Here is a 14,277-nt window from a genome sequence, read left to right as displayed (position 1 = left end):
TATGCTTTTTACATGAAAAACTTTTATTTTTTATAAATATTATATAATTTAGGGCGGTTCGAATCACATGTATCTCGAGCCTATGTTATTCCATAATTTTAAGCATGAAAATCAGTCAAAAACAATCCGTTTTTCACAACGAAGTACTAACACGCTTTGACTTATACAAAAGTTTGTTTTTAACCTTGCCCTTTCAGCGGGTAAAGCATACCGGAACAATTCTACCTTTCTTTTCCACACACTGTGAAAAGGGAGTGGATGAGCATCTAACGCCAGAAGACATTATCGAGAGTTTCTTTGGTCAGTACGAGCAATATGTGCAGGAAGAGGATCGAATCGACTTTCTATTCCGTATTGTGCAATACATCGAAAGACAGGTGGTGCTTTTTGATGCTGTCGAGGATTCTGCATTTCAGAGCGTAGGGAAGACGGATGAGTCTGGTATATTGCACGGCCTTTTTCAGCGAGCACAGGAAAATCCTGAACTGAAAAAGGAAATTGTCAATAAGTTGCGTGACTTCTCGGTACGTTTGGTACTAACGGCGCATCCGACACAATTCTATCCAGGCCCTGTGTTGGCGATCATTACAGATCTTATCGATGCTTTAAAGAGAAATGATGTGCCCAACATTCAATCTTTATTGCAACAGTTAGGAAAAACACCTTTTATCAATAAGGAGAAACCTACTCCTGTAGATGAGGCCGCTAGTTTAGCTTGGTTTTTGGAAAATGTATTCTATAAGGTGGCATCCGAGATCCAATCCAAGATCGATAGTGAATTGGAGGTGCCAATTGAAGACGTAAAACAGCTTATCGAGTTAGGTTTTTGGCCGGGAGGCGATCGTGATGGAAATCCGAATGTGGACGCCGAGAGTACCAAAAAAGTTGCCAATATGCTACGCACGATCTTGTTTCGTTGCTACTACCGCGATTTCCGTATGGTTAGAAGGCGCATCACCTTCCGTGGTGTGGAGAAATATTTAGATGTATTGCAAAATCTGTTTTATGATAACAGCTTTAATCCGGTAGAAAATCCCGTTGATGAAACAGCGACCATATTGGAGAACCTCAACGCCGTTAAAGATGTGTTGAATACCCGGCATAATGGTCTTTTTGTCGAGCTCGTCGAAGATTTGATACGTAAGGTCATCACCTTTGGTTGTTATTTTACCACCCTTGATATCCGTCAAGATAGCAGTATCTTACGCAATACCTTCAATTACTTGGTGGAGCGTTATCCGGAAACGGCAGTAGATTTAGATCGCATAAAAGACTCGGAAGATGAGAAAGAGAAGAGTATTCCTTTTTCGGAATTGAGCCTAGGCTTTGATGCGGACGCTGATAAATTGGTGATTGATACCTTGCAGGTGATCGACCTTTTGAAATCCATACAACAAAGTGGAAGCGAGCGAGCGGCACAGCGTTTCATTATCAGTAATTGCCAACAGGCTTCCGATATTTTGGGCTTGATGCAACTTTTCTTGTGGTCTGGTTGGAAGAAAGAGGCGTTGACGATCGATTTTGTGCCGCTTTTTGAAACGGTGGATGATCTTTCGCGTGCCGCAGACGTGATGCGCAGCCTGTATGATAATGAGGTTTATGCCAAGCATATACAAAAGCGAGGCAATAAGCAGACCATCATGTTGGGCTTCTCCGATAGCACCAAAGATGGTGGCTACCTGATGGCCAATTGGTCTATCTACAAAGCCAAGATCGAGCTGACCGCCATTGCGCGCGAATACGATGTAGATCTGGTCTTTTTTGATGGCAGGGGAGGCCCTCCAGCACGTGGTGGTGGAAAGACACAGAAATTCTACGCTTCGATGGGCAAAGAGATTGCCAACGAACATATTCAGTTGACCATTCAAGGGCAGACGATCAGTAGCCAGTATGGATCTTTAGAAACAGCCCAACATAATATCGAGTTGTTGTTGCAGGCAGGAATTATTTCGGAAATCCAGCAGAAAGATGGCGATACCTTGACCACGAAACAGAAGGAAGTGATCGACCAGATGGCACACGAGAGCCATGGTAAATTTATGGCGCTGCGGAAACATCCGCTGTTCTTAAAATATTTGGAGACGTTAAGCCCGTTGAAGCAATTGTCCGAGGTTAACATCAGTAGCCGTCCGGTGAAGCGTAACTCCGGTAAGGAGCTTCGCTTGGAGGATCTTCGGGCGATCAGTTTCGTGACATCGTGGAGCCAGCTGAAGCAGAATATTCCGGGCTTTTATGGTGTAGGAACAGCTTTGCGTTGGGCAGAGGAAAATAATTTATGGTCTTACGTAAAGAACCTTTACGAAAGCTCGGGGATGTTCAAGACAATCATCGATAACTGTATGATGTCGATGACGAAGTCGAACTTTGATATCACGGCCTATATGCAGTATGACGATACCTTTGCCGAGTTTTGGTCGATGCTGAAAGAGGAATACGAGTTAACAAAATCGTATGTATTGAAACTGAGTAACTCTTCGGCCCTCATGGAGCACTATCCGATTGAAAGAGCGTCGATTATGGCCAGAGAGAAAATTATACTGCCCTTGTTGACGATACAGCATTATGCTATACGTGCTTTACGTGATAAAGAACTGCCGGAAGAAAAAGAAGCTATCTACAGAAAGTTAATCGCTCGTACCATTTATGGCGTGGTAAATGCGGGGCGTAATTTGGCGTAAAATGTTTATTTTAAACGGGAAAATCGATTATTTTTTTATTTTTGTAGCATAAAACGAAAAGAGATGAAATTTAACACTTTATTTGTTGCAGGCGTATGTGCTAGCGCTTTGTTAGCTTCTTGTAACCCGCAGACCGCTAAAGAAAATCAACTAAAATACACGCACACCAGTTTGGCAGATGGAGACGCTTTTCAGTTCTTTCAAGTCGTTGGTGGAAAGGTGGTTTACGAGGCTGATTATGCGGCTTATGTAGAAACTGTTGCGACTTCTTCACAGGCGAAACAGCTTGCGGCTAAAGTGAAAGAGGTATACGCTGGAATCATCCCAACTTTAGATAGCCTAGCTGTGGTAAATCAGGTTGACTTCCCTATAAAAGGTGCTGCAGTATTTGCTAAGCCAGAGGCTGCAACGGCAGAACATGTTCATGCTACTGATTCAGCTTCTACGGAGCATGCTGCTGCTGGACATGCACATGGCGCAACATATTCGGATGCCGAATACCTTCATCACGTACAGCACGAAACTGCAAAAATCAAAGATCAATTTGAACGATTGAGCCATAATACGAATAAAGGACTTCGTACTTTTGCTAAGGAAAACCTCGAAAAAGTAGCGGAATTGTTTACGCTTGCTGGTGGCAAGGAAGATGCGCACGCACATCACTAAGCGATTCTAACATAGGATATAAAGAGGGATGTAGCAATACATCCCTTTTTTTGTTTAATTTTTTGGGAATATAACAATAACTTAACATACTATTAATCTATGATTTGTTATTATTGTAAAATTTAATTAGACACACTCATTTCAAAACCATCATCTGTGAGATACGGAGCAATAGATATCGGATCCAATGCAGTTAGGCTATTAATTGCGGAGGTTAATCAAGAAAGTAGCCCAGTTCAGTTTACAAAAGAGGCGCTCATTCGTGTTCCCCTTCGGTTGGGAGACGATGCCTTTATTCACCAACATATTTCCAAACCCAAGTTCGAAAATATGGTGAAAACGATGCAGGCTTTTCGGAACCTTATGGACGTATATCGGGTGAGTGACTATATGGCTTGTGCCACATCTGCGATGCGCGATGCTGATAATGGAGCTGATATTGTGGAGGCATGTAGCAAGATAGGCGTGGATATCCAAATTATCGATGGTGCACGTGAAGCGGCCATTATCTATAGCAGCAACCTGCAGGATAATATGGATAAGAACAAGGTTTACCTGTATATAGATGTAGGTGGTGGAAGTACCGAAATTTCGTTGTTTGCCAATGCGCAGCTTATCGCCTCGAGATCCTTTAATTTGGGGACTATCCGAATTTTGGACAATCAGGATAATCCTGAAACCTGGGAGGAAATGAAACGTTGGGTAAGAGAGCATACCAAGATCTATAAAAATATCTACGGTATAGGTACTGGAGGTAATATCAACAAGCTTTCCCGCATAGCGAATGAGAAAATGGATAAGCCGATGTCTTATGCAAAACTAAAGGCTATCTATCAATATCTAAGCTCGTATTCCCTGAAAGATCGCATTCATGTATTAGGACTTAAGCAAGACCGTGCCGATGTTATTATCCCTGCAGCGGAGATTTTCTTGACCATTATGAAAGTGGGACATTTGAAAAATATCGTCGCGCCACGTGTCGGGTTGGTGGATGGAATTATTCAGACTTTGATAGACAGTAACTTAGGCGAGTAGTGCTGAAATTTGCAAAAATCTTTCTTGAAATGGCTTAAAAAGCATTACTTTTGCTAACGCAAGCTCAGGTGGCGAAATTGGTAGACGCACCATCTTGAGGGGGTGGCGCCTTATGGGCGTGGCAGTTCGAATCTGCTCCTGAGCACAAAAAAAGACTTTCAATTGGAAAGTCTTTTTTTGTTGAACCTAGCGTCGTCATTTTCGTGGTTACGCCACTACAGCTTGTTGGCGCGAACCGTGATTTCTGCGATATCTAAAACCTGAATTTCCTGCTCTTTCTCTTTAATTTTTACGCCATCGCGTAGCATGGTCATACAGAATGGACAAGCGGCTGCAACAACCGAGGCTTCCGATGCGAGAACATCTTCAATGCGTTCGATGTTCACATCTTTCTTACCTGCTTCCGGCTCTTTGAACATCTGCGCTCCGCCGGCACCACAACAAAGTCCGTTGCTCTTGCAGCGCTTAAGCTCAACGAGATCTGCATCTAATGTTTCCAGCACTTTGCGCGGAGCTTCATACACTTCGTTTGCGCGGCCTAAGTAGCAGGGGTCGTGGTAGGTGATCCGTTTACCTTTAAAGTCATGTCCATCTGTGGGGCGCAACTTCCCTTCGTCAATCAGGGATTGGATAAGTTGAGTGTGATGTATAACTTCGTAATGGCCACCTAAACTGGGGTATTCATTTTTTAGCGTATTGAAACAATGAGGACAGGCCGTAACGATCTTTTTGATGGCATATCCATCAAGAACCTGTATGTTCATCATGGCCTGCATCTGAAACAGAAATTCGTTGCCGGCTCGTTTTGCCGGATCTCCAGTGCAACTTTCTTCCGTGCCGAGGATAGCATATTTGATGCCCACATGATGCAGTATTTTACAGATATCTTTGGTGATGCGCTGTGCGCGTTCGTCAAAACTGCCTGCACAGCCCACCCAAAATAAAAGATCGGGACTGTCGCCATTAGCCAGCATCTCGGCAGCTGTAGGGATATGAAAGTTGGTTTCCATAGGCATGGTATTATTACGAGTTTGTCCAGTTGGCGCGGTCTGCTTGCGCATACTTCCAAGGGGCACCGTTGTTTTCTAAGTTGTTAAACATGGCATTGACGCTAGAGGGCGCTTGTGATTCCTCCATCACGGCATACTGACGCAGGCCCATGATGATCTCTAGCGGGTTTATATTGACGGGGCACTGCTCGACACAAGCATTGCAGCTGGTACAGGCCCATATCTCCTCGCGCTTGATGTAATCGTCAATCAGTGACTTTCCATCCTCTTCGAAAGCTTTGTTTTTATCGATTTGTTTACCTACCTCTTCCAACCGGTCACGCGTATCCATCATAATTTTGCGTGGTGATAATAGTTTGCCGGTTATATTGGCTGGACAGGCGGCTGAGCATCGCCCACACTCGGTGCAGGTGTAGGCATCCAAAAGGTTCTTCCACGTCAGGTCCTGTATGTCCTTTACGCCGAAACGTCCTACTTCACCTGATGGTGGAGGAAGGGATGGATCTAGCATCACCTGTACTTCTGCCGTAACTGCAGGCATATTTTCAAACTTTCCTTTGGGCTTCAAGTTGGAGAAGTACGTGTTGGGGAAGGCAAGTATAATATGCAAATGTTTGGATAAGGGCAGGTAGTTCAAGAATGCTAATACGCCGATGATGTGCAACCACCATGCTGCACGTTCGATGGCTATTAGGCTATTGCTATTATCCGGGAGGATGCCGGCTAAATAGCTGCTTATAGGAAAAGATCCAGCGAGATGATAATGGGAGAATCCCTGCGTTTGTAGTTTATAGTCGGCGGCGTTCATTATCAGAAACGCTGCCATCAGGATAATTTCTGTCAGCAGGATAAGGTTGGCATCAGATTTTGGCCATCCCTTGAGTTCTCTTCCTTTGAACCGATAGATCTGCAGGGCATTTCGGCGGATAAAAAAGATCAAGCAGGAGACCAGCACGGCAAAGGCTAATAGTTCGAAAGCATAAATGAGAAAATCATAAAAGGAGCCCATAAACGATAACGCACGATGTGTGCCGAAGAGACCATCAATGACAATCTCCAACATTTCAATATTGATGATGCAGAAGCCTACATAGACAAAAAGGTGCAGAACCGCAGGTAGCGGCTTCTTGAACATCTTTTTTTGCCCGAAAGCGACCAGTAGCATCGTTTTTACGCGTGCTTTAGTATCTCCACTGCGGTCATCGGATTTGCCCAATCTTATGTTACGATAGATGCGACGTGCATTTATCGTGAAAAACGCCAGAGCACCGAACAGTAAACAGAAAAAAATAACTTGACTTATCATAACTATTCTTTCAGGTATCACAAATATAAAGAACAGATTAATACTATGCTAGCATAATACTTATTTGGAACCATTAAAAATAGAAATTCTATCTTACTTAAAAGGAGCGATCGGCAGTAAGTATAGGATTCAGGGAATAAAAAAAGCAACCTCGATGCTCACACCAAGGTTGCTTAACGTTGTCATCGGCGCATGGCAACGAGGTATTATAGCGGGAGCCGATTGGCTACCAAGGATTCGGTACGAATTTCCACATATCATAAAAGGGAGAGGTGCCACTTCGTCCTGTAGCTACATAGGCCACGCTACCGTGTACAAAGGTGATAGCTTGATGCCTAGCCGATCCGGCGAAAGTTTGATGTTCCTCCCAATAATCGCCAGATGCCACATAACGCCAAGTGCTTGATGTAGGAGAGCCATTGTAACTGGCCAACCCGCCCGATATAAAGGCCGTGCCGTCGAGTACGAATGCAGAAGGACTGAGACGTGTTAAGTTGTAGGTGTAATCGTCATCATCACGATCGGAGAGTGGCTCCTTTTCGATCCAGTTAGTGCCGTCGAAAGCATAAAATGAGCTTACATTTTGGTTGTTGCTAACGCCACCACCGAGGTATGCTAATCCATTTAGAATAAAAGTGAAGGCAAATGAGCGCTTGTTTGGCGTGCTGGATACCTTCGTCCATTTGCCGCCGCTGGCATCTGGCGTAAAGGTGTAAAAATCGTTAAAGTCCTGTCCGTCGAAATCACGGCCTGTCCCTACGTAGGCGACACCATTGAGCGAGAATGCGACGGCGCCGTAGCGCGCGGATCCCTCAAAGTCAGTAACTTTTGTCCATACGTTTGTGCTGGGGTCATATTCGTAAAAATCCTTGAACATCGTCGTTGAATTTGTGCCCAGTCCGACATATCCTTTACCATCGATGACAAACGATACGGCGTTGTTTCGCGCCTCTCCGGGGAAGGTGCTCATTTGTTCCCAACTTTGTAAAGCTGGCGAGAAACGCCAAGTATCAACAAATCGATTGGAATTGGTGCCATAGCCTGTGGTCAGGTAGGTATAGTCGCCTATGCTAAAGCTCACGGCGCCACTGCGCGGGAGACCTTCAAAATCGGCTCCTTTTGTCCATTCGTCCGGATCGTCTTCATCATCCGATGAACAAGAGACCACAGGTAGAGCAAGAGTGACCAACAGGAACAGTTTGATTATCCATTTCATTTTCATTTTCATTGTGTTTTGATGTATAGTACATTTAATTTAATAGCGGGTTTGTTGTCGTTCTGCGCGACTTGCAGCACATTTGTTCTAGACATCAATGTGGCTGTCGGGAGTGAGATAAGCAGACTTTCTTCGTCGTCATACGTTTGAGTTTTAACCAAGGCGCTCAGGTAGTTGGTAATGTCAAAGACATACTTTCCCCTTCCTGTTCCGCCAGACGTACTCCCTCGTTGATAGACGGCGAGAAGCGAAGCGCCGGAGGCATTTTGAACGAGCGATGTCGGTGTGCCGTATTTGTTGGCAACAAATAAGATAAGCGAGTCCGGTGCTGGATAGAAACCATACTCGGGCTGGTCCGTCTCGATGATGAGCTGCGCTTTGTTGATGGCGGTAGCACCTAAACCGAGTGTTTCGCGAATACTCGGAAACCTGATGCGGCTAACGAGCCCTGTTAATCCTTGGACAAATGTTCTGCTATCGGTCGATGTCGATGCAATCTCGCTGTTAACCGCGGTCATGGCTTGAAGCAGACTATTGCTTCTATCAGTTTCTATTCGGTTGTATTGGTAGCTGCTGCTGCCCATGTTTATGGTCAGCTCGTCCGTAATCCGGCGTCCATCAGCCTGTCGTTCGTAGCTGTAGTGTAGATTGAATGCGATGGAATCTTTGAATCCGATGATTGCTTTGGCGTCAGCCTCCGGTATAATAGCCAGTCCGCGGAAGAAGTCCAAAAATTCGTCTTCAACGGAAAGCCTACTGTCTTTTTTTAGGACCATGTCAAAAAGCGTACGCCCTAGCTCTTGGTCAAGTTTCATGGTGACGGTGTCTCTGTTGGAATGGGGCTTGGGTGAAAAGCGTGTGGCTCCCAAGGCCTGATCGGCATAGCTAAACGATTGGTCGGTATAGAGCGTTTCCCCAGACGCAAAAACGGGATATTCATCATCCTCTAGGGCGATGGAAAGTTCTTTGGGGTCTATGGCTTCTACAAGGCTGTGTACGCTGATGGCCATGGTTTGTGTAGTGTCGCCATAGCTGTATCCGTTGTAAAACAAGCTGATGGTTAACGAGTCGAATTGTACATCATTGGTGAAGGTTGTTGAAAGGTCGGGCATGGCCAGCCTGAAATAGGTAGAAGCCTTTGTTTGTCCAACATAATCGCTTTCGAAAGCGCCTAATAACAGCACCCCCTGTCCGGCGGAAGGCAAAGGATCCAGCAAGAAGGTGGAGGAGCTCACCGCAAACGTGTCGGAGCTGTTCACGGCAAGGAGGCTTTGGTCTACGTCTAGACTTACGCCGTCTATTTTCGAGCACGACCCAAAGATGAATAAAGCCATGATTGTGGTGAAAAGCAATCGTTGTATAAAAACTGTTGAATATGTCATACCTGCTAACTGAATCAAATCGATGCAGCAAAACTGCCGATATGCTATGTTAATGAACATTACATTTTGTTAAACTAGGTTAAGCTCAGGGTTAGGTAGAAAATTGATTTTTATTTTCGTCCTGTCAAATGAAAGATAGATTAAAGTTAGTCGTGCTACTGGTTGTGTGTGCGGCCATTGGTATTGTTGTTGTGCTTGGAAGCTGGTTGTACGGGAGTTACCATCAGCGAATGGGGCTTTTTAGAGCGACGGCGGAACAGTCCCTGTTCGAGGCGGTGCAAGATGTAATGCAGGAGATGGAGGCTAAATATCCCGACCGACTGAATGTGGGGATACGCCCTCCTTGGTATAAAGATTTTGTCCGGGAGATTACGGCGGCTACGCCGGAGATGTCGCAGCAGCGTCTAGAAAATATGCTGGATTCCATTTTGCGTAGCCAACGACAGCATCGGAGCGATACCGCCGGCGAGCGACCAAGACATTTTTTGTCTGGCGATAGGAGGGAAACGGACAGGGAAGCCGATCGGTTTCCGCCAGATGATAGGGGGCCTTCGCGTCGTTTACATATCATGCCCTTCGCTTTCCTGCAGAGCGGCATGCTGACAGACAGCGTCGTGCAGGAGATCAAACAGCGGTTTGACGGGCAAATGCACGAAAATGGTTTACGGGGGAGCTACGTGCTCCGAATTGACAGCAGCTCCACCGGAGAACGCTTTCCTTTTGATATGCATCACAGTGCGCATGCAGATATGCTTTCTTTACGTCCCATTTTGATCGACCCACAGCAGGGAAGGTTTATCTTGGTGCATTTTGATCAACCCTGGGAATTTCTACTTTACTCCATGAGTTGGCAATTAGTGGTTTCGGTATGTATTTTAGCGGTGGTTGTGGGTACTTTCTTTTATCTCTTCATTACGATCTTAAAGCAAAATAAGTTAGACTTACTGCGGAAAGCATTTTTGAACAGCCTGACGCATGAGTTGCGCACACCGGTTACAACAGTTTACCTCGCGGTGGAGGCGCTGCACGATTACATAGATGCCAGTGATGTGGAACTGCGCGAACAATACCATCTGATGGCTATCGAAGAGTTGGATCACCTGACGGCCATGATTGATCGTGTGCTGGATATTGCGGATACTGACCCGAAAGACGGGCCGGTACTACATGAATCGTATCTGGATTTCTCGGCATTGATTCGCAAGTCTGTCGAGCATGTGCAATTGGCGAAGGGAAGTAAAGGTGTGTCCTTGGTATTTGAAGCACCTGCTTCGCCGGTTTTTATTAAAGGCGATCCACATCATCTAAAGAATGTAGTCAATAATTTGTTGGACAATGCGGTGAAATATGGCGCCAAAAATATTCTCGTACAACTCCGTGAATCGGCAGGTAAAGGCATTTTTATTCATCTTGAAGATGACGGTATTGGTATTCCAGCAGCCTATCAGCAGCAGGTGTTTGAGCCTTTTTTTAGGGTGCCTCGAGGTGACCAATATTCGGTGAAGGGATTCGGGTTGGGCTTGCCGTATGTGAAACGTATGTTGGAACAGCACGGCGGTAGCATAAAAATCAAGAGTGCTAAAGATAGGGGTACAGTATTCATAATAAACATTCCAAAATTACAACACCATGATTGATATATTGCTGGTAGAAGATGAAGAAAAACTAGGACGCATCATCACAGACCGGCTCCGTGCAAAGGCATTTAGAGCGCGCCATTGCTTGGATGGCGTGCAGGGCTGGAAATCATTCCAGCTGTCGAAGCCTGATGTCGTGATCGTCGACGTGATGATGCCGCGAATGGACGGATTTGCACTGACCGAAAAAATTAGAGCGCATGATAAGGCTGTGCCGATCTTGTTTCTTACGGCTCGTGCATCTGTGGAAGATGTGCTCAAAGGGTTCGACATTGGGGGCAACGATTATTTGAAGAAGCCATTTCACATGGAGGAATTGATTGCGCGTGTGGTTTCTCTTGCAAAAATGTCCAATAAGTATAACCCCACGGATCATATTGTTATTGGTAAGTATGTGCTGAACCCGGCGAAGCAGATGTTGTCCTTGGACGATGAACAGATTGCTTTGTCTTTTCGGGAGAGCGAGCTGTTGCGTAGGTTGGTGGAGCGCAGAAATACAGTGATACCTAGGCGCGAGATCTTAATGGAGTTTTGGGATGGCGAGCCGATGTCTGCAGGCCGAAGCTTGGATGTCTTTGTTTCGCGGCTCAGGAAGTACCTCAAGGCAGACCCCAATATAAGCATTGTTAACGTTCGGCACGTCGGCTACCAAATGCGTATCCTCTAAATAACATGAGCGGCTAAATCATAGGCCGCTCATGTTCAATAGCTTTTATAGTTTGCTTTCTTTTTTAACCTTCCGTTTGGGAACAATCGGTTTAAGGGCTTGTTTTGCATTGTATTGCCCTTCTAGGTACTTGATAATTTCGGCGGCTATATCTTTTTCTGTAGCCGATTCGATGCCTTCGAGTCCTGGAGAGGAATTTACTTCCAATATCAATGGACCTCTAGCACTTGGGAGCATATCTACGCCCGCTACGGTAAGTCCCATGGCTTTTGCTGCTGAAATGGCTGTTTCCCTTTCGGTGCGTGTTAGTTTAACAATTTCCGCTGTGCCTCCACGGTGCAGATTAGATCTGAACTCGCCTTCTTTGGCCGTGCGCTTCATGGCGCCCACCACCTTGCCGTCCACCACAAAAGCACGGATATCAGTACCTCTTGCTTCTTTAATGTATTCTTGAATCAAGATGTTGTTGCCTAATCCGTAGAAGGCTTCGATAACGGAAGAAGCTGCTTTTTTCGTTTCCGCCAAAACAACACCTATCCCTTGGGTGCCTTCCAACAGTTTAATGACCAGAGGCGCGCCTCCCACCATACTGATTAAATCGTCCACATCGGAAACCGACCGGGCAAATCCAGTAATAGGGAGCCCCAATCCGGCACCCGATAATATTTGCATGCAACGCAGTTTGTCGCGCGAGCGTGTGATGGCTTGGCTGGGATTTGCAGAGACGACATCCATAACCTCAAATTGGCGTACAATAGCTGATCCATAGAACGTTAAGGATGAGCCTATCCGAGGGATAATGGCGTCAATATGGGATATGTCCTGACCCTTGTAATGTATGGTGGGTTTTCCTTGTTGTATACCTACATAGCATTTGCTGTGGTCAATGACCTGACAGCTGTGTCCACGTGATTCGGCAGCCTCGACCAAGCGTTTTGTAGAATAGAGGTTTCTATTCGTCGATAATACGGCTATATTCACTGAAAGATTTTTTTATTGGGATGAACAGATAAATCGATAATAAGTTTTTAGAATGTGTTTTTGGCGAGGTGTTTTTTGGACACATCCACCAAAAATTTACCGCTGATGAAATTCCTTCCTAATAACATAGGGTAGGACATCGATGAGCGGTCTCTGACCGATAGTTTGATGTTAAATAGAGTGTCGAATAGTTTTATCTTTGTTAAAAAAATATGCCTTGTTTCCGCTTGACCGAAAGAACTTTTAACGACACGCTCTCGGTGTATAGGAAAGGTAAGCTGTAGTATTTCCGCTTCGTCATCTTCCGGATGGCCGGTAATATGACAACGTATAAAGCGGTGTCCATCTTGTTCAAATACCTCAAAATATTCACAGTGCAGCACGGAGGTTTCTGCCCCAGTATCTATTTTTGCGGCTATATTATATAAGCCTAGCTCTGGAAGATCTACCGTTTCTATACTGCCAATGATACGTTTCTCTTTCAGGATGACCATCGTTTTTTTATTCGTAAATAAATTCTCCGTGCGGCGAGCGGATCGTTACTTTTTTACTTGTTGCACTTTCCACATGTCCTACTATCTGTGCGGCTATTCCAAAAGAATTGGCAATGGCGATAATGTCGCTCGTGATTTCTTCGTTTACGTAGATCTCCATGCGGTGTCCCATGTTGAACACCTTATACATCTCCTGCCAATCTGTTTGTGACTGTTTCTGTATCAGATCGAAAAGAGGAGGGGTAGGGAAAAGATTGTCTTTGATGACATGTACGTCATCTACGAAATGCAATACTTTCGTTTGTGCGCCGCCCGAGCAATGCACCATGCCGTCTACTTGGCTGCGGTATTTGTCAAGTATAGCTTTAATAACAGGTGCGTAGGTGCGCGTCGGCGATAGCACCAACTTGCCCGCACTTACCTGCTGGTCTTCTCCAATGGCGATATTATCCGTCAACTTGCAGTCTCCTGAAAAGACAAGTTCATAAGGTACCGCCGGATCGTAACTTTCTGGATATTTTTCTGCGACATACTTATGGAAAACATCATGACGGGCAGATGTCAACCCGTTTGATCCCATGCCACCATTGTATTCTTTTTCGTAAGTGGCCTGTCCGTAAGACGCTAGCCCCACGATAACATTGCCTGCTTGGATTTTGTGGTTAGAAATTACATCCTCCCGTTTCATACGGCAGGTGACGGTACTGTCTACGATGATTGTACGGACCAAATCTCCCACATCTGCTGTTTCTCCCCCCGTGGAATAGATGCCGAGCCCCAAGCTCCGAAGTTCTTCCAGTATTTCTTCTGTTCCGTTGATTATCTCGGCGATCACTTCGCCAGGAATAAGGTTCTTGTTTCTACCAATCGTGGAAGAAAGGAGGATGTTATCCACCGCTCCAACACACAATAGATCATCGACGTTCATGATAATCGCATCTTGGGCAATGCCGCGCCAAACAGAAAGGTCTCCCGTTTCTTTCCAATATACGTAGGCCAAAGAGGATTTTGTTCCTGCACCATCCGCGTGCATAATGTTGCACCATGCAGCATCACCGCCTAATATATCGGGAATGATCTTGCAGAAGGCCTTTGGAAAAAGTCCCTTATCAATGTTCTTGATTGCATTGTGCACATCCTCTTTTCCAGCGGATACACCTCTTTGGTTGTATTTTAAGTCTGACATCTTGCTTGCAAAAATAACA

Annotated in this window: 12 protein-coding genes and 1 tRNA gene; 6 read left to right on the top strand and 7 right to left on the bottom strand. The window is 45.3% G+C overall.

Translation table 11 applies throughout. From position 1 onward, the window contains the following. The first annotated feature begins 104 nt into the window (after nucleotides 1-104). From SCB77_RS05780 to SCB77_RS05765, 4 genes are all read left to right on the top strand, one after another. Nucleotides 105-2,678, top strand: a complete 2,574-nt coding sequence (locus SCB77_RS05780) for a phosphoenolpyruvate carboxylase (RefSeq protein WP_320185486.1) — start codon at nucleotides 105-107, stop codon at nucleotides 2,676-2,678. 63 nt (nucleotides 2,679-2,741) lie between these two features. Next, nucleotides 2,742-3,344 (top strand): hypothetical protein, encoded by a 603-nt coding sequence (locus tag SCB77_RS05775; RefSeq protein WP_320185485.1) that lies wholly within the window; start codon nucleotides 2,742-2,744, stop codon nucleotides 3,342-3,344. A 156-nt stretch (nucleotides 3,345-3,500) separates the two neighbouring features. Then, nucleotides 3,501-4,379 carry a Ppx/GppA phosphatase family protein gene (locus SCB77_RS05770; RefSeq protein ID WP_320185484.1) on the top strand — a complete coding sequence of 293 codons (879 nt, stop codon included), beginning with the start codon at nucleotides 3,501-3,503 and terminating at the stop codon, nucleotides 4,377-4,379. Between the two features lie 62 nt (nucleotides 4,380-4,441). Then, nucleotides 4,442-4,524 (top strand) — tRNA-Leu (locus SCB77_RS05765). A gap of 70 nt (nucleotides 4,525-4,594) precedes the next feature. Here SCB77_RS05765 and SCB77_RS05760 read toward each other — a convergent pair. The 4 genes from SCB77_RS05760 to SCB77_RS05745 form a co-directional block, all read right to left on the bottom strand. Then, nucleotides 4,595-5,389 (bottom strand): (Fe-S)-binding protein, encoded by a 795-nt coding sequence (locus SCB77_RS05760; RefSeq protein ID WP_320185483.1) that lies wholly within the window; start codon nucleotides 5,387-5,389, stop codon nucleotides 4,595-4,597. 13 nt (nucleotides 5,390-5,402) lie between these two features. Beyond that, nucleotides 5,403-6,695 (bottom strand): (Fe-S)-binding protein, encoded by a 1,293-nt coding sequence (locus tag SCB77_RS05755; protein WP_320185482.1) that lies wholly within the window; start codon nucleotides 6,693-6,695, stop codon nucleotides 5,403-5,405. Between the two features lie 226 nt (nucleotides 6,696-6,921). Further along, on the bottom strand, nucleotides 6,922-7,911 hold the full coding sequence (locus tag SCB77_RS05750; protein WP_320185481.1) for a Kelch repeat-containing protein: 990 nt from the start codon (nucleotides 7,909-7,911) through the stop codon (nucleotides 6,922-6,924). 8 nt (nucleotides 7,912-7,919) lie between these two features. Beyond that, entirely contained in the window at nucleotides 7,920-9,245 is a 1,326-nt protein-coding gene (locus SCB77_RS05745) for a DUF4270 family protein (RefSeq protein WP_320185480.1), read from the bottom strand. Between the two features lie 176 nt (nucleotides 9,246-9,421). On the opposite strand from SCB77_RS05745, the gene SCB77_RS05740 reads away from it, so the two are divergent. Both SCB77_RS05740 and SCB77_RS05735 read left to right on the top strand, forming a co-directional pair. Then, on the top strand, nucleotides 9,422-10,930 hold the full coding sequence (locus SCB77_RS05740) for a sensor histidine kinase (RefSeq protein WP_320185479.1): 1,509 nt from the start codon (nucleotides 9,422-9,424) through the stop codon (nucleotides 10,928-10,930). Beyond that, entirely contained in the window at nucleotides 10,923-11,597 is a 675-nt protein-coding gene (locus tag SCB77_RS05735) for a response regulator transcription factor (RefSeq protein WP_320185478.1), read from the top strand. Before SCB77_RS05740 ends, SCB77_RS05735 begins: the two co-directional genes overlap by 8 nt. Nucleotides 11,598-11,642: 45 nt before the next feature. Here SCB77_RS05735 and rimK read toward each other — a convergent pair whose 3' ends face one another. The 3 genes from rimK to SCB77_RS05720 are packed head-to-tail and all read right to left on the bottom strand — an operon-like array spanning nucleotide 11,643 to nucleotide 14,258. After that, complete coding sequence (rimK, locus tag SCB77_RS05730; protein WP_320185477.1) at nucleotides 11,643-12,578, bottom strand: 30S ribosomal protein S6--L-glutamate ligase; 936 nt, start codon at nucleotides 12,576-12,578, stop codon at nucleotides 11,643-11,645. Nucleotides 12,579-12,625: 47 nt separating this feature from the next. Further along, nucleotides 12,626-13,072 carry an ATP-dependent zinc protease family protein gene (locus SCB77_RS05725; RefSeq protein WP_320185476.1) on the bottom strand — a complete coding sequence of 149 codons (447 nt, stop codon included), beginning with the start codon at nucleotides 13,070-13,072 and terminating at the stop codon, nucleotides 12,626-12,628. Nucleotides 13,073-13,079: 7 nt separating this feature from the next. Further along, a complete protein-coding gene (locus SCB77_RS05720; protein ID WP_320185475.1) occupies nucleotides 13,080-14,258 on the bottom strand; it encodes an AIR synthase related protein in 1,179 nt (392 codons plus the stop codon). Nucleotides 14,259-14,277 lie beyond the last annotated feature (19 nt).

Source organism: Sphingobacterium bambusae, from assembly GCF_033955345.1.
GTDB classification, from domain to species: domain Bacteria; phylum Bacteroidota; class Bacteroidia; order Sphingobacteriales; family Sphingobacteriaceae; genus Sphingobacterium; species Sphingobacterium bambusae.
Note: the sequence above shows the minus strand (reverse complement) of the source record. Positions and strands in the feature narration are given on the sequence as shown.